Origin of the sequence: Xenorhabdus sp. KK7.4, from assembly GCF_963876465.1 — a bacterium.
In the GTDB taxonomy this organism is placed as follows: domain Bacteria; phylum Pseudomonadota; class Gammaproteobacteria; order Enterobacterales; family Enterobacteriaceae; genus Xenorhabdus; species Xenorhabdus stockiae.
The window spans coordinates 1-14,219 of sequence record NZ_CAWNQF010000024.1 but is presented as its reverse complement, the minus strand read 5'-3'; the positions used below and the strand labels follow the sequence as shown (position 1 = coordinate 14,219).

20 protein-coding genes are annotated in these 14,219 nt (G+C 48.6%); 19 read left to right on the top strand and 1 reads right to left on the bottom strand.

Translation table 11 applies throughout. The features are described 5' to 3' along the window. The first annotated feature begins 75 nt into the window (after positions 1–75). Positions 76–357 carry a helix-turn-helix transcriptional regulator gene (locus AACS90_RS03755; protein WP_099121754.1) on the top strand — a complete coding sequence of 94 codons (282 nt, stop codon included), beginning with the start codon at positions 76–78 and terminating at the stop codon, positions 355–357. 18 nt (positions 358–375) lie between these two features. Continuing rightward, complete coding sequence (locus AACS90_RS03750; RefSeq protein WP_099121753.1) at positions 376–1,071, top strand: Rha family transcriptional regulator; 696 nt, start codon at positions 376–378, stop codon at positions 1,069–1,071. Positions 1,072–1,359: 288 nt separating this feature from the next. Here AACS90_RS03750 and AACS90_RS03745 read toward each other — a convergent pair whose 3' ends face one another. Beyond that, on the bottom strand, positions 1,360–1,689 hold the full coding sequence (locus AACS90_RS03745) for a YlcI/YnfO family protein (RefSeq protein ID WP_099121752.1): 330 nt from the start codon (positions 1,687–1,689) through the stop codon (positions 1,360–1,362). 208 nt (positions 1,690–1,897) lie between these two features. Here AACS90_RS03745 and AACS90_RS03740 point away from each other — a divergent pair, with 208 nt between their 5' ends. From AACS90_RS03740 to AACS90_RS03660, 17 genes are all read left to right on the top strand, one after another. Beyond that, a complete protein-coding gene (locus AACS90_RS03740; protein ID WP_153043655.1) occupies positions 1,898–2,095 on the top strand; it encodes a hypothetical protein in 198 nt (65 codons plus the stop codon). Further along, a complete protein-coding gene (locus AACS90_RS03735; protein ID WP_099121750.1) occupies positions 2,082–2,252 on the top strand; it encodes a DUF4222 domain-containing protein in 171 nt (56 codons plus the stop codon). The genes AACS90_RS03740 and AACS90_RS03735 overlap by 14 nt, the downstream gene beginning before the upstream one ends. A 2-nt stretch (positions 2,253–2,254) precedes the next feature. Then, positions 2,255–2,560, top strand: coding sequence for a hypothetical protein (locus AACS90_RS03730; protein ID WP_099121749.1), 306 nt, complete (start codon positions 2,255–2,257; stop codon positions 2,558–2,560). Then, the gene (locus tag AACS90_RS03725; protein WP_099121748.1) at positions 2,554–5,289 is read left to right on the top strand and encodes a TOPRIM and DUF927 domain-containing protein; all 2,736 of its coding nucleotides are present in this window, start codon (positions 2,554–2,556) and stop codon (positions 5,287–5,289) included. Before AACS90_RS03730 ends, AACS90_RS03725 begins: the two co-directional genes overlap by 7 nt. 243 nt (positions 5,290–5,532) lie before the next feature. After that, positions 5,533–5,931, top strand: coding sequence for an antiterminator Q family protein (locus AACS90_RS03720; protein ID WP_099121747.1), 399 nt, complete (start codon positions 5,533–5,535; stop codon positions 5,929–5,931). A 103-nt stretch (positions 5,932–6,034) separates the two neighbouring features. Continuing rightward, positions 6,035–6,352: a hypothetical protein gene (locus AACS90_RS03715; protein WP_193757178.1), complete on the top strand. Its 318-nt coding sequence runs from the start codon at positions 6,035–6,037 to the stop codon at positions 6,350–6,352. A gap of 207 nt (positions 6,353–6,559) precedes the next feature. After that, positions 6,560–6,880 (top strand): Thoeris anti-defense Tad2 family protein, encoded by a 321-nt coding sequence (locus tag AACS90_RS03710; RefSeq protein ID WP_099121746.1) that lies wholly within the window; start codon positions 6,560–6,562, stop codon positions 6,878–6,880. Positions 6,881–7,077: 197 nt separating this feature from the next. Next, entirely contained in the window at positions 7,078–7,407 is a 330-nt protein-coding gene (locus AACS90_RS03705; RefSeq protein WP_169926698.1) for a phage holin, lambda family, read from the top strand. After that, the gene (locus AACS90_RS03700) at positions 7,404–7,838 is read left to right on the top strand and encodes a lysozyme (RefSeq protein ID WP_099121744.1); all 435 of its coding nucleotides are present in this window, start codon (positions 7,404–7,406) and stop codon (positions 7,836–7,838) included. Before AACS90_RS03705 ends, AACS90_RS03700 begins: the two co-directional genes overlap by 4 nt. After that, the gene (locus tag AACS90_RS03695) at positions 7,835–8,284 is read left to right on the top strand and encodes a lysis protein (protein ID WP_099121743.1); all 450 of its coding nucleotides are present in this window, start codon (positions 7,835–7,837) and stop codon (positions 8,282–8,284) included. Before AACS90_RS03700 ends, AACS90_RS03695 begins: the two co-directional genes overlap by 4 nt. Positions 8,285–8,864: 580 nt before the next feature. Further along, positions 8,865–9,011 carry a hypothetical protein gene (locus AACS90_RS03690; protein WP_193757177.1) on the top strand — a complete coding sequence of 49 codons (147 nt, stop codon included), beginning with the start codon at positions 8,865–8,867 and terminating at the stop codon, positions 9,009–9,011. Between the two features lie 225 nt (positions 9,012–9,236). After that, on the top strand, positions 9,237–9,473 hold the full coding sequence (locus tag AACS90_RS03685) for a hypothetical protein (RefSeq protein WP_099121742.1): 237 nt from the start codon (positions 9,237–9,239) through the stop codon (positions 9,471–9,473). 53 nt (positions 9,474–9,526) lie between these two features. Then, positions 9,527–9,862 (top strand): HNH endonuclease, encoded by a 336-nt coding sequence (locus tag AACS90_RS03680; RefSeq protein WP_099121741.1) that lies wholly within the window; start codon positions 9,527–9,529, stop codon positions 9,860–9,862. Between the two features lie 188 nt (positions 9,863–10,050). Then, entirely contained in the window at positions 10,051–10,524 is a 474-nt protein-coding gene (locus AACS90_RS03675) for a terminase (protein WP_099121740.1), read from the top strand. 9 nt (positions 10,525–10,533) lie between these two features. After that, positions 10,534–12,060, top strand: coding sequence for a terminase large subunit (locus tag AACS90_RS03670; RefSeq protein ID WP_099121739.1), 1,527 nt, complete (start codon positions 10,534–10,536; stop codon positions 12,058–12,060). Beyond that, the gene (locus tag AACS90_RS03665; protein ID WP_371635348.1) at positions 12,061–13,323 is read left to right on the top strand and encodes a phage portal protein; all 1,263 of its coding nucleotides are present in this window, start codon (positions 12,061–12,063) and stop codon (positions 13,321–13,323) included. It abuts the gene before it with no gap. Then, complete coding sequence (locus AACS90_RS03660) at positions 13,316–14,170, top strand: head maturation protease, ClpP-related (protein ID WP_099121843.1); 855 nt, start codon at positions 13,316–13,318, stop codon at positions 14,168–14,170. The genes AACS90_RS03665 and AACS90_RS03660 overlap by 8 nt, the downstream gene beginning before the upstream one ends. Positions 14,171–14,219 lie beyond the last annotated feature (49 nt).

Genomic DNA, 14,219 nt, shown 5'->3' with positions numbered 1-14,219 from the left:
TTTTCCTTTCTGATGATAGGCTTACTTTAAGCGTAGAAAATACCCTCACAAAAACAACGAAACAGTGAGGGTAACATGACCATTCAATATACAACTCCTACGCCAGAAGAACGTCGCTCTATCCTTTCCGAGTATGGCGAACCTTATGATCGTCTTGTGCGTGAAAAGGAACGCCAGCACATCACTTCTATTTCCAGAACATCAGCATGGAAACTGGAAAACGAAGGGCGCTTCCCAGCCCGTAAGCCGTTAGGCCGCAATTCCTGTGCTTGGTTGCTCAGTGATCTGCTTCATTGGGTACGTAATCCGCCAACAGTAGAAAACGTAAATAACCCCTATAGCCGAAAATCAAATTAATTAAGACAGGGTAAAATTATGACATCAAAAAATGCGGCCTTAAATGGTCAGGGACTTGTTTACGCTGAAAACAGCCAGGAGCCTATTTTAGTTCAGCACAGAACTGAATCGAGAATAGATAGCCGCTTGTTTGCAAAGCGTGTCGGATTACAACACCGTAGCTTATATAAGCTAATCAAAGCCAACATTAAGCAGCTAAGGGAGTTTGGTTCACTGCCGTCATTTGAAATCGCAGCAGTGAAAGAGGTTGGGGCGCGAGGAATTAAGTACAATCGCTATTATTTACTCAACGAAAACCAGTTCGATTTTATGTGCCGCCTTGTGCGAGGGCGTGATCATGAGCTGATGGTTCACTTTAAGCTGGACGTAACAAAAGCCTTTGCTAAGAAGCGAGCGGTTGAACCTATTCGCCGTGAATATCTGCCGAACTACCATGAGTCACGCGATGCGTTAAGGGATTTAGGTGCAGAGCGTCACCATTATATCAACCTTGCCCGTACTGAGAATCGTTTTGCGGGTTTAATGGATGGTGAACGTCAGAACGCAGACGAACAACAATTAGGATTACTTGTCTGTATTCAGAAGATTGAACAGGCCGCTTTTCAGGATGCAAGGAGCGCGGGTCAATCACCCACACAAGCCCTAAAGGAAGTAAGCCGCCGTATTGAGCTGTTCGCAACATTGATGAACCCTACCGGGCGCATTGGGGGGTAATTTGATGAGCGGTCACAAAATACTCTATGTTCCTCCGAAATGGGGGAATCAAAGTACAAATTCCCACTTTGACGATAACTCATTGATATCTAATCAAGCTGCAAATATGCAGTCTGGTCATAATACCCGCGTATCTTTTAGCGACGCGCAAACTTTGCAGTCATCATTTAGAGGTGTGCAAAAAGAAAAGGATAGCACGGCGAATGCTACCCTTTGGCGAAAACCAAATTTGGTTTACAAGGAATTACAACAGGTTAAGAACCTCATATCTTTAAGAGGTTTGGTTGGTTATTGCTCAGATGATGATTTGGCTTTGTGCTGTCGGCGTTTAATCTCATTACTGGCTGTTGTGACAATTGATTGCAAATCAGCCTTAATTTTTGTTCCTACATCCTCAATTTGCTTGAATGCTTTTAGGGTGTCATTCAAATCTGACAAGAGTTGGTTTGTATCGCTTTCCCTATATTGTCGACGCTCGGCTTCATTTTTTATTGCAGTTGCGATAAATCTTCCTACGCTTTCACCCTCTTTTCGAGTTATTTCAAGCAATTCAGCAACTTCATGCGGAACACGGGATGCTAATTGTACCGATTTATTGTTGATGTTACCTGTTGACATGCTAAACACTCCATTTGAATTGGTGTATAGCAGTATACATGAAAAAACTGTTGAAGTGCATATCACCTTGATGTATGGTGTATATCACTTAGTTGATTTAGTGCTAACCACTTTACTAGGTATAGATTGCAAAAACAGCAACGCCCCGAAAGTGCTTGGAACCACTATCGAGGCGTCTAACCAACAACCGTTAACTGGAGTAACGATTATGGCTATACAACAGCATAACCAAACTCGCCTCAAATTTACATTCCTAATTGCATCAGGCACTCAGCGACTGGTGGATATTCATCCGGTGCGCCTTATCACGGTACTGGCAGACAGCGAAGGTGAAGCCCGTCTATTGGCTGGCATCTCTTCCCTGATATTCGTTTCCCGCCAGGGGGTGAACCATGCGCAATCCTGAACCCCGTGACTATTACGCTCACAAGAACGGGGAAACTGTACAAGTGCTGTCAGTTGCCTTTAATCGCGTGACCTTTGTCCGTGAGGGTTATCAAAGCCCGATCATCATGCCGTTAAGCCGTTTCACTAACGAATACACCTACGCAGGGAGAGCCTGATTATGTCTGATATCTATAACCATTTGGTACGTACTAATTTCGACGCCATGAGCACCGAAGAACTCAAAGATCTGCGTAAAAACTCCGAAGGGGCATTGAGCAGCGTGATGGCGGCAATGTCGGCAATGGGGGAGATGGCGTTCTGGTCAGTTGATAATGAAAGCTATGATAATCGTCAGGCAAGGGAAGATTTACGCCGTATCGGTGAAGCATTGATGCACTTGCCGAGGATCGCCGAAGCGCTGAACGACACAGAACAAAATGCTCAGTTTGAACTCCATCACCGCGAGGGATTCCCGAAATGGTAAGTCATATTGGTATTCGTTCGGTGAAATCAGCAGCACAAAATCAGTGGCAAGGCTTGTTATCTGCTTGTGGTGTGGACGTTCCGGCAAAGGGTAAGCATGGTGCTTGCCCTATCTGTGGCGGGAATGATCGCTTTCACTTCATAGACGACCACGGAGACGGCAACTGGCATTGTCGCCAGTGTGAACACCCGAACCACGGAGACGGTTTTGATTTACTCTCGAAAGCTAAAGGTATCACGGTAATTGAAGCGGTTAAGGTGGTTTCTGAGGCTTTATTACTTCCATTACCTGAACCCCAGCCTGCCAGAAAGGAGGCGCCAAAATCAGAGGCTCCTCTGATAACTGAGAAAGTGAACAAGCTGGTGGCTCAGTCCACTATCGGACAATCTGATTATCTGACCAAAAAGGGGCTGCCATGCCCCAATCAGAGACTGCTGAATGACGGTTCGTTGTTGCTGGTCACTCAGGCACTGGACGGCACAATCACCGGTGCGCAAATTATCAATCCGAAGGGTGAAAAACGTCTTGTCGCTGGTACTCAAAAAAAGGGGAGTGTTATCCCCTTATCACCTGTAATCGGAATACCAGACACAATCATCATTACGGAGGGCTATGCAACCGCCTTAACGGTGAGTCAATTGTATGAGGGCTGGGTACTGGCTGCGATTGATGAAGGCAATTTACCGACGGTGGCTAAACAAGTCAGAGAACGGTGGCCAGATGTGAAAATCATCCTTGCCGCCGACAATGACTGGCACGCACCGGAGGAACTGGACAACAAAGGCAAGCCCAAGAAGAACGTCGGCAAGATTGCAGCGGAGAAGACAGCTAAGGCTATTGACGGGTGGATCACATTACCGCCAACAGAATACAAGGCCGATTGGGACGATTATCGCCAGCAGCACGGTATTGAGTCAGCAAAGCAGGCATTCAGGGAAGGGTTGTATCAGGTGGAAGCGAATATGTCAGTACCAAAATCAGTCGTCATTAATCTGGACGAACACCGGGCAAAAGAGCGTGATCCGTTAATACCGTTCACTCAAGCCCGAAAAGAGGGAATTTTTCATATCACCCCTAAATTAGATAAAGAAACAGGCGAGATTATCAAACCTGAGCAATGGCTATGCTCCTTTGTTGAAGTCATTGGAACGGGGACGCTGGATGGTGATGAAGATGATCAATATCTTATTTTTCGTTGGAAAGCCCAGGGTAAGAAAGAGCCCGTGATTAAAGGTATTTCCTCGGCTCATGTGGGTGAACGTGAGGGATGGCGGATACTGAAAGCGGCGGGTGTACAGGTCACCACTAAAAACCATCTCAGGGCCATTCTGGGCGATTGGTTTATCCGAAACCCGGCACAAGAAACATGGAGCGTTACCACTAAAACAGGCTGGCACAAAGGCGCATATATCATGCCTGATGGTTCCATCATCGGTAAGCCAGAACAACCGGTGTTATTTGTGGGGGGCAGTGCGTCAGCAAATGCCTACACCGTCTCAGGAACAGCAGAAAGCTGGCGTAAGCATGTAGCCACACTGGCGAATAATAACCCGTTTATGATGCTGGGGATTGCGACTGCATTAGCTGCACCTTTGGCGGGTATCGTGGGAACTGATGGCTTCGGTATTCATTTGTATGCTCAATCCACCGCGGGAAAAACGACAACCGCCGATATTGCAACCAGCTTATACGGTGAACCCGATAAGCAGCGCCTGACATGGTACGGCACTGCATTAGGTATTGCCAATGAAGCACTGGCTCATAATGATGGTCTGTTATCACTGGATGAAGTCGGACAGGGCGCAAACCCGAAATATGTTCATATGTCAGCCTATACGCTGTTTAACGGTAAAGGCAAGATTCAGGGTGCTAAAGAGGGCGGCAACCGACCCATGGCAAGCTGGCGAACCGTTGCGATCAGTACAGGTGAAAAAGATATTCCGACATTCCTCATTGAAGCCGGTATCAAAATTAATGCCGGGCAATTGGTCAGGTTGCTGAATATTCCGATGGAGCGCGCTAAGGAATTGCACGGTCTGGAAAATGGCAAGGCCCACGCTGACGCTTTAAAACAAGGCTGTCGGGAGCACCATGGCGCAGCGGGACGAAAATGGATTGATTACCTCTCTTCACACCAGAAGGAGGCCAGACAAACCTATATTGATGCCCAAGCCCGATGGAGTAAGTTAATTCCTGAAAGCTACGGTGAACAGGTGCAACGGGTCAGTGATCGATTTGCTGCTCTGGAAGCGGCCATGATATTGGGGCGCGTTGTGACCGGATGGGATGAACGAGAGTGTCAGGATGCTCTGCAATATATCTTTAATGTCTGGGTGGCTGAGTTTGGTACGGGGAACAAAGAGCTTGAACAAATTGTTGAACAAGCGGTTTCGTTTCTCAATGCTTACGGAATGAGCCGTTATGCCCCTCTGCCCTATGATGAAAGGGATCTGCCTATACGGGATTTAGCCGGTTACCGGGAAAAGAAAGGTATCCATGATGATGCGCCCATAACCTTTTATACGCTGCCTGCCACATTCAAACAGGAAATTTCCCGGGGGTTTAATACGGATATGTTTGCCGATGTCTTAGCCAAAAAAGGCATCCTGAAAAAGCCAGCCAGTGGAAGGAGTTTTCAGGGAAAAACGCCCCGCCTTAAGCATTTAGGGGGCATTCAGCAGCGGGCGTATGTCATGGTACTAATCCCTGAATCGGATGAAGAAGCCTGATTTATCACACAAGAACTCAAACCTGTTGTCTCAGTTGTCTCTGTTGTCTCATTTTTATTAACTCTATGAATTTTAATTATTTATATTTTTAATTTGAGACAACACGAGACAACAAACAGTGCATTTGAGACAACACCGTATTGCCGGGAAAGGGAGGCAGTAGAGACATGTTGAAAGTATTTAATCAGTTACACTGTCAGAAAGAAAATAGCGTCAAGGGTCGGCTGCTGAGGGAGAGTGTAAATGCGTAATATGCAGATGATATTAAGTCAATGGGGCGCATGGGCTGGTGATGGTCACAGTGCGGTTGATTGGGCACCCATTGCGGCCGGATTTAAGGGGCTGGCACCCAGCACCCGAAAAAGTCGCATCCAGTGTTGTGATGATGACGGGTTTGCTATCGATGCAGCCGTTCTGCGGTTGAAGAAGCATAATCCGTATTCCTACCAGCTGATTGTATTGCACTACATCAAGGCACTGCCACTCAGACCGATGGGGATTAAGTTGGGTATTTCTCATAACGAAGTCGCCAAACGGTTACAGGCCGCCGAGGGATTTATTGAAGGTGTACTGGCTGTCTCAGATGTGGTTTTAGAACTGGATAAATGTGCACAAAAAGAAATCATTGATAAGGTTGCGTAATTACAAAAGTCAGTATATTGTGATAAGAGTGATAGCAATGTCACACAGCTTATTAATTTCAGACCTCGCCCAGTGCGGGGTTTTTTGCTTTCTGGGGGAATGAATGCCTGCACCAGTCAAAGAGTCTTTAATTATTCGCCCTGCATCTGAGCAACCTACATTTGATATGGATGGCAAAGAGGTACTGGTTTTAAATCCTTGCGATGGCTGGCATATTGGTTATGTTCATTTTTGGAATGAAAAAGAATATAACGGCATCTATCGATGGATAGGCGAAGAGTTTGAACCCCGATATTTTTACGTTGCTTGGGCACTTTTACCCGATGGACTGAAAGTTAGTGATGCTTTTGAGGGGCAAAGTGCTACACCAGAAGAGCATGATCGCTATTGGACTGGAAGAGAGAAACCAAGCGGGAAATAAGTTATCAGCACCAAACTTCAAATATACACCTCACTGAATTACGCACTCGACTAACAGATAAACTTTATAATGTGCCACCCTATTTTAAGGCGTATTGATTCTGTCACAGGCTATTCAATTGAGATAGGAACCTGACCTCAGTAATATTAACTGGCTAGTTAGCAGTAGGATGAAATGACCTTTAACGAATAATAAAGTGAGGTGTTTATGTCTGATGTTAATAAGCTGGATAGTAAACCATGTTCGTTTAATCCTGACCAATATAAGGTCAAGGTTACAATTGCCAATGATACAGTTGCACCTGTTGGTTCATTCCCGTGGGCGATGATTCAGATGTACTTGGGTAAACAAGTGCGTCGTAAGGTTTGGTCTGCTGGTATGGTACTTGGAATGATCACTATTAATGATCCCAGTGGCAATGAAGTTCCAAGTATCCAAGTGTTCGATGCATATGGTAATAGTGAATGGGTTTCTTGGCAGCCAGGACAAAATGATATGACATTTTGTGATTGGGATTTGGTCTCCTGATTTACAGGTTATTTAGTTTTAAATGTAAAAAAGTTCAAGGCTGCTTAATGCGGCCTTTTTCGTATCTGCCACCGCAATCACTCCTACAACCTCAGTATCTCCTATTGCGGCTGGCAACCTATTTACTACAACTCACAGGGGCGACCACAGACTCACCCCACGGACGCCCATTGTTCTGATGGGGTGGAAATATGCGTATGACTGAAAAAGACACGGAGTTCTGGGCGCATGTCTGGGACTGGTTAATTATCAATGCTCCTTTTCTGGGTGGCATGTTTCTGGCTGCATCGACAGCATTTGCCCGGGAGAAAAGGGATGGCTCAGGCTGGAAAGCCTCATTAGTCGAAGCCTTTATCTGTGCGGCAATCAGTGTCGGGATTATTAACGCGCTGGAGTATGCTCAATTACCGCTGAGTCTGGCTCAGTTCTTCGGTGTCCTCATTGGCTTTTTAGGTACGAAGAAGATTGGTTCCATTCTTGATGCGGTCTTTACCTTCTTCAAAAACAAGTTCGGGGTGCACAGATGAAAATCAGCGAGAATGGATTGAGCTTCATCAAGCAATATGAAGGCCTGAAACTGAAAGCCTATCCCGATCCGGCAACGGGTGGTATTCCGTGGACAATCGGCTACGGTCACACAAAAGACGTTAAGCCAGGGCAAGTTATCACTGAACAGCAGGCCGAAGCATTCCTGCATGATGACCTTCAGCCTATTTACCTCACCCTTGAATCAGCCGTGAAGGTGTCACTGACTCAGGGACAGTTCGATGCCCTGTGCTCGTTCATCTTCAATTGTGGTGCAGGTAACTTTGTTCATTCTACCTTGCTGAAGAAGCTCAATGCGGGTGACTACCAAAGTGCAGCCGATGAGTTCCAGAGATGGGATAAGGCAGCGGGTAAAGTGATGAATGGTCTGACTAAGCGTAGGGCATCTGAACGCCAGGTGTTTTTATCATGAAGCTCAATTTTACCTATGGCGTGATTATTGCGCTAATTATTGCTTCCGGTGCCGCTTACCTCTATCGCTCTGGATATAAGAAACAGCTCGGTATCAATAGCGACCAGTTAACTGAAATCCAGCAACTGACCGACCGAATTAACTACCAGAACACGCACATTGACATGCTGCATGAGTTAGACACCAAACACACTCAGGAACTCGCCAATGCTAAGACTGAAATTGACAGGCTGCACGTTGCTTCTCTTGCTCATCCTGAGCGGGTGTACATCAAAGCCAAGTGTCCAGTGCCTGAAACCACTACCACCCCCGACATGGATGATGCAGCCACCGCCAGACCTACAGACTCCGCTGTCAGAAATTATTGGCTACTCAGAGAACGAATCGCAACCTCTGAGCAAATGATCTTGGGATTGCAGGAGTATGTTAGGACGCAGTGTGGGTGAGAGGACGGTGTAAGCACTACCGTCCTATCGGAAGTTATTATAAAGATAGGCAAGTACCGTAATCATGGTAAAGTGCTATGCATGAAGTCATGCAGCTAACCCAATCCTTACCATTCATATACTCGCAAATCGAAGCGTAGGTCTGCATTGATGCTAAAAGCGCAGTGCCTGCCACTAGGCAAAGAAGAAGATACTTTTTCATAGTTATTCTCCGCATCGTTTACAACGTTATCATCACAAAAACTGGTAAATCTAATAAACCCATCACACCGTAACAACAAGCGAATAATTCTTAACAATTGATTAACACTTGAAACTAAACCCAATATTTCTTTACCCATTCCCTGAGTGGTTAAAGGAATACAGATAACTCATGCTGCCACTTCGTTCTCACCGCGTATCCTACGCATACGGACTGGTGGCATTTTTATTTTCACCGCGCACCGAAAGCGCATCTTAATTACACCGAACCTAACCCTATCGAAATGAGCCTTCGAGGTCACCAGTTATGGCTGGCGAGCCTTCGGTGGGCTGGTTTCCTATTTCGGCGAAGGTTCATTTCATAGAGCAGGTAATACGCATGAGTAACATCATTCCATTTGAGTATGACGGTCATGAGGCATTAGTTTTACTCGCGCCGGGTTATCGCCGTCTGTCGGTATTAGCTATGACATGTCTCCTTTTCATCGAGCGTACTGACAGAATCAAAAATAACCCATGCCCCTGAGAATAACAGGTCATTATCAGCAACATCCGCTGTAGGCAGACGAAGTGATGTGACAGCCGGAGAGACGGCTTACATTGCCATCATGATTCACGAATCACGATTGCCATACAGAAAAGCCAAGTCCGTTTATCGTGCATTACCTGTGTTTTAGGACACTGACAGCAACCTAAGTATTAAGTAGACTAAAACTTCAATGAGATTAATAAACAAAGGGAGTTGGTCGTTATGGGAATGGTCCTGATTATTTATGTTGTTATGACGATTGCAGCTACGGTTGCAGTAATAGGCTCATTAATTGGAGTAATAGCTACATTCAGAGATGGTAAGAAAAATGACACGTCACTTCACTGGCTGATTGTCATTTTGCTCGGAGGGGTATTTATTGTCTCATCCTATTACTTCTGTATCCTTTGGTCTCAAGTACCCGATTTTCTTGATATGTACAGAAGAGGCTATGTTTAACATCTGATAACTAACCACCTTCGGGTGGTTTTTTGCTTTATGGAGGGCATTTCATGTCATCCCGTATCTATGGCAGTAAATGGAATAAAGCCCGGCTGACTTTCCTGCAACACCACCCCCTGTGTGTGATGTGCCGGCAGCAGGGCAGATTAACCGCCGCCACCGTTGTAGACCACATAGTCCCGCATAAACTCAAAGACGCCATGAATACTCGTCACAGCGCGGCCATCAAAGCGGCGCAGCGTTTATTCTGGGACAAAAAGAACTGGCAGTCACTGTGCGCCTCACATCATAACTCGACTAAACAGCGTATCGAGAAGCGCGGTCAGGACATCGGCTGTGATGCAAACGGTTATCCGCTGGATGCTCACTCACACTGGCACCAATAACTGCCTGAAATTGATTCAACGGGAAAGTGAAAGAAAGGCAATGATGACGGGTGACATCATCACGGGGAGGGCGAGTAAAAAGTGCCGGGCAAGCCCTCAAAGACCGCCGCCGTCCCGCAAAAATAACGCTAACGCAGTTTTTTAACAAAAAAGATCCTTAACCGCTTGACATTGAAAGGAGGCTGACAATGACAAAGCGTACGCGTTCTGACAGCCTCAAAGGCAAAATGCAGGCGATTGTCAACGCCTTTCAGGACACCATTGAACCCCCGGCGCACGCCGGTTTAATGCCGGAGGCCATCGATTTCTATAACGACAATATCCGCACCAAGGCCCTCCATTTATGGACCCCGTCCGATCTGATCGAGGCGGTCAGTCTGGCCAATAACCAGTATGCCCTGATGGCCGTCAGTCACTATCTTCGCCAGTTGGAGTCAGATTACTCGGACGGGCGCGACGAGAAAGCCATCAAAGAAAACCGCAAATACAAACTGGAGTTAACCCGCGTGATTATCGCTCAGCGTTCCGGTCTGCAAATCCACTCACGCGCCACGAACGGTGAAAGCCGTGATCAGCGCAACAAGAATCAGAATGATGCCGAAGCGCGCGCCCTGTTAGGGGAGGTTGAGGGTGATGAGTTACTGGCTTCACCGTGGCATTAAGGAGAGGGCATGGTCAGTCAGTTATCACGGGGTGAAAAGGTGATCGCGTTTATTGAGCGCTTTTGCTTTGTCCCCGAGGGCGCGCTGTTCGGGAAACCCCTCAGACTGGAGGCGTTTCAGCAAAAGTTTATCCGGGAGATTTACGATAACCCCAGCGGGACGCGTACGGCCTATTTATCGATTGCCCGCAAGAACGGCAAGACCGGTCTCATTGCCGGCATATTATTGGCCCATCTGGTGGGGCCGGAAGCGGTGCAGAACTCCCAAATCGTCAGCGGGGCCATGAGCCGTGAACAGGCGGCGATTGTGTTCAATCTGGCGGTCAAGATGATTAACCTGAACCCCCGGTTACAGTCCCTGATCCACATTGTGCCCAGCGGCAAGCGGCTGATTGGCAAACCCTGTAATGTTGAATACAAAGCCCTGTCTGCCGATGGTAAAACAACACACGGGCTTTCTCCGGTACTGGCGATACTGGATGAGGTCGGGCAGGTCAGAGGCCCGCAGAACGATTTCATTGATGCCATTACGACCTCACAGGGCGCGCATAAACGTCCGTTACTGGTGGCGATTAGTACGCAAGCGCCCACGGATGCGGATTTACTCAGTCTCTGGCTGGATGATGCGGCGAATTCTAACGATCCAAAAATCGTGTCACATGTCCACTCTGCACCCATGGACTTGGCCATTACCGACCCTGACGCATGGAAAGCGGCCAACCCGGCGTTGGGTATCTTTCTGTCACTGGAAGAAGTTGAGGGGCAGGCCAAGCGGGCGGCGCGAATGCCATCGGAAGAGAACCGGTTCCGGAATCTGGTGTTAAATCAACGGGTATCACTGGTGTCGCCGTTTATTTCACGCAATACGTGGATGGAGTGTGCCGGCGAACTGGAACCCATCGTGGGCAAATGTTACGCCGGGCTGGACTTATCGGCAGCAAAAGACCTGACAGCGCTGGTGATTATCGGTCAGTCCGCATCGGGCAAATGGAATGTTCACCCGTTTTTCTGGACACCGGATAAGACCCTGCTCGACAGGGCGAAAACGGATCGTGTGCCTTACGACGTGTGGAAGAAGCAGGGTTTTCTGCGTACCACCCCGGGTGCTACGGTGGATTATGAATACATCGTGAAAGAACTGACTGAAATTACCGATAAATACGATATCGAGATGCTTAATTTTGACCGATGGCGCATTGACATTTTTAAGAAAGAAGCCAGGCGGGTTGGGCTGTCCCTGAAAATGGCACAGTTCGGGCAGGGCTATAAGGACATGTCGCCGGCCATGGATAAAACGGAGCAGTTATTACTGGAAGGCCAGATAAATCACGCCAACCACCCTGTCCTGACCATGTGTGCCGCAAACGCGGTGGTTGAGCAGGACGCCGCCGGCAATCGGAAGCTGGCAAAAGACAAATCCACCGGTCGCATGGATGGCATGATCGCCTTAGTGATGGCCGCCGGGGCACTGAATCACGCGAAAAGTACCGCCGGTCTCGATGCCTTCCTCAGAAACCCAATCATGGCAGGGGTATAAATGACGAAAAAAATAGGAAAAATCAAAAGTGCCCTCCTGAATTGGATGGGGGTACCGATAGGGCTGTTGGACGGTGCGTTCTGGCAGGAATGGGTCGGGACCAGCAGCAGCGGCAAAACCGTCAGCGCAGATAATGCCCTGCAATTGTCCACGGTCTGGGCGTGTGTCCGGTTACTGAGTGAAACGGTGTCAACCCTCCCGCTCAAGATATACCACTCAAAGGATGATGGCTCGCGCGAACTGGCGAAAAACCACCTAGTTTATCCGGTGCTGTGTCACCGGCCGAATCTGGAGATGACACAATCCCGGTTTATGTTAACCGTGGTCGCCAGTCTCTGCCTGCGCGGCAATGCGTTCATTGAAAAGAAGTTCATTGGTCACAAACTGGTGGCCCTGCTCCCGTTGCTCCCGCAAAACATGACGGTCAAGCGCTTGCCGAGCGGGGAGATTGAATACACCTACGCCGATACCACCGGCAAAAATCCGGGGGAGCGCCGGGTTATTCCGGCCAAGCACATGATGCATATCCGGGGATTCGGGGTCGACGGGCTGAGCGGACTCATTCCGGTTAAAACCGGGCGGGATGTGATTGGGGCCGCGCTGTCCACGGATGAGGCGGCGGCCAAAGTCTTTGAGCATGGGCTGCAAAGCTCGGGCTTCATCTCGGCGAGAACGGATCTTACCGAAGAACAAACTCAGCTTATTCAAAAACATATCACCACTTTCACCGGGTCAAAAAACGCCGGAAAAATGATGGTACTGCCGGCGGATCTGACCTATCAGAACATCACCATGAACCCGGAGGCGGCTCAGCTGTTACAGAGCCGCGCCTACAGCGTGGAAGAAATTTGCCGCTGGTTCCGGGTGCCGCCCGTGATGGTCGGTCACGCCACAAAGCAATCCAGCTGGGCCTCCTCACTGGAGGGCATGAATATGCAGTTCCTGACGCACACCCTCAGGCCATTACTGGTCAATATTGAACAGGAGATCTCGCGTTGTCTGCTGGATTCCGACAGTGATTATTACGCGGAATTCAATGTGGAAGGGCTGCTGCGGGCCGATAGCCGGGGCCGGGCCTCTTATTATGCCACCGCATTACAAAACGCCTGGATGAGCCGCAATGAGGTCAGGCGTAAAGAGAATTTACCCCCGATTGAAGGCGGTGACGTCTTCACCGTGCAACTGAACCTGACCCCGATAGATCTGCTTGGGGAAGACCCCGAACCAAAACTGCGACCGGAGGACAACCATCATGATGATTAAACACAAAATGCCCGCTGCCCCCGAGGGCAGGCCGTTGAAGGCGGCTTCCCACGAGGTGAGACCTTTAGCCCTCGACAAATGGAACAGCGGCATTAAGGCTGCGAACACGGATAACACCCTGTCTATGCTTGACGTGATTGGCGAGAGTTTCTGGGATGAAGGGATCACCGCGAAACGGGTCGCCGGGGCGCTGCGGGCGATAGGTAACCAAGACGTCATCGTCAATATCAACAGTCCGGGCGGGGATGTGTTTGAGGGGATCGCCATTTATAACCTGCTGCGCAACCACGGCGGCAAAGTCACGGTGAATGTGCTGGGACTCGCGGCCTCCGCTGCCTCCATTATTGCGATGGCGGGCGATGAAATCAAGATGGGGCACGGCGCATTTCTCATGATCCATAACGCATGGACGTGTTGTTGTGGCAATAAAAATGACCTGTTCGCGGTAGCGGCCGCACTGAAACCGTTTGATGACGCACTGGTCGATATCTATGCCACCCGGACCGGTATCGACAAAGACACCCTTGTCCGCATGATGGACGATGAAACGTTCATTAACCATACCGATGCGCTCACACAAGGGTTTGCCGATGGGATGTTAACCGCCGATGTGGTTGATGACGGCAACGACAGTCCGCAGGCCGCCATGCGTAAACTGGATGCGTTACTGGCGAAATCCCATGTCCCCCGCGCGGAACGCAGAAAACTGTTCAATGCGTTAAATGGGCGTATGCCGGGCGCGACGCCCCACAATAACGGTACGCCGGGCGCTGCCGATGACCTCAACGACGCAGCTTTAGCCAAACTGGCGACCGCTGTTAATAACTTTACTCCCAACTCACGATAATGCGGGATCTCACCATGTCTAATACGATTGAAATGTTACAAAACCTGTC

Bases quoted from the DNA above. Each gene is read 5' to 3' on its own strand.
- AACS90_RS03755 (WP_099121754.1), top strand. From the start codon at position 76: ATGACCATTCAATATACAACTCCTACGCCAGAAGAACGTCGCTCTATC.
- AACS90_RS03750 (WP_099121753.1), top strand. From the start codon at position 376: ATGACATCAAAAAATGCGGCCTTAAATGGTCAGGGACTTGTTTACGCT.
- AACS90_RS03745 (WP_099121752.1), bottom strand. From the start codon at position 1,689: ATGTCAACAGGTAACATCAACAATAAATCGGTACAATTAGCATCCCGT.
- AACS90_RS03740 (WP_153043655.1), top strand. From the start codon at position 1,898: ATGGCTATACAACAGCATAACCAAACTCGCCTCAAATTTACATTCCTA.
- AACS90_RS03735 (WP_099121750.1), top strand. From the start codon at position 2,082: ATGCGCAATCCTGAACCCCGTGACTATTACGCTCACAAGAACGGGGAA.
- AACS90_RS03730 (WP_099121749.1), top strand. From the start codon at position 2,255: ATGTCTGATATCTATAACCATTTGGTACGTACTAATTTCGACGCCATG.
- AACS90_RS03725 (WP_099121748.1), top strand. From the start codon at position 2,554: ATGGTAAGTCATATTGGTATTCGTTCGGTGAAATCAGCAGCACAAAAT.
- AACS90_RS03720 (WP_099121747.1), top strand. From the start codon at position 5,533: ATGCGTAATATGCAGATGATATTAAGTCAATGGGGCGCATGGGCTGGT.
- AACS90_RS03715 (WP_193757178.1), top strand. From the start codon at position 6,035: ATGCCTGCACCAGTCAAAGAGTCTTTAATTATTCGCCCTGCATCTGAG.
- AACS90_RS03710 (WP_099121746.1), top strand. From the start codon at position 6,560: ATGTCTGATGTTAATAAGCTGGATAGTAAACCATGTTCGTTTAATCCT.
- AACS90_RS03705 (WP_169926698.1), top strand. From the start codon at position 7,078: ATGACTGAAAAAGACACGGAGTTCTGGGCGCATGTCTGGGACTGGTTA.
- AACS90_RS03700 (WP_099121744.1), top strand. From the start codon at position 7,404: ATGAAAATCAGCGAGAATGGATTGAGCTTCATCAAGCAATATGAAGGC.
- AACS90_RS03695 (WP_099121743.1), top strand. From the start codon at position 7,835: ATGAAGCTCAATTTTACCTATGGCGTGATTATTGCGCTAATTATTGCT.
- AACS90_RS03690 (WP_193757177.1), top strand. From the start codon at position 8,865: ATGAGTAACATCATTCCATTTGAGTATGACGGTCATGAGGCATTAGTT.
- AACS90_RS03685 (WP_099121742.1), top strand. From the start codon at position 9,237: ATGGGAATGGTCCTGATTATTTATGTTGTTATGACGATTGCAGCTACG.
- AACS90_RS03680 (WP_099121741.1), top strand. From the start codon at position 9,527: ATGTCATCCCGTATCTATGGCAGTAAATGGAATAAAGCCCGGCTGACT.
- AACS90_RS03675 (WP_099121740.1), top strand. From the start codon at position 10,051: ATGACAAAGCGTACGCGTTCTGACAGCCTCAAAGGCAAAATGCAGGCG.
- AACS90_RS03670 (WP_099121739.1), top strand. From the start codon at position 10,534: ATGGTCAGTCAGTTATCACGGGGTGAAAAGGTGATCGCGTTTATTGAG.
- AACS90_RS03665 (WP_371635348.1), top strand. From the start codon at position 12,061: ATGACGAAAAAAATAGGAAAAATCAAAAGTGCCCTCCTGAATTGGATG.
- AACS90_RS03660 (WP_099121843.1), top strand. From the start codon at position 13,316: ATGATTAAACACAAAATGCCCGCTGCCCCCGAGGGCAGGCCGTTGAAG.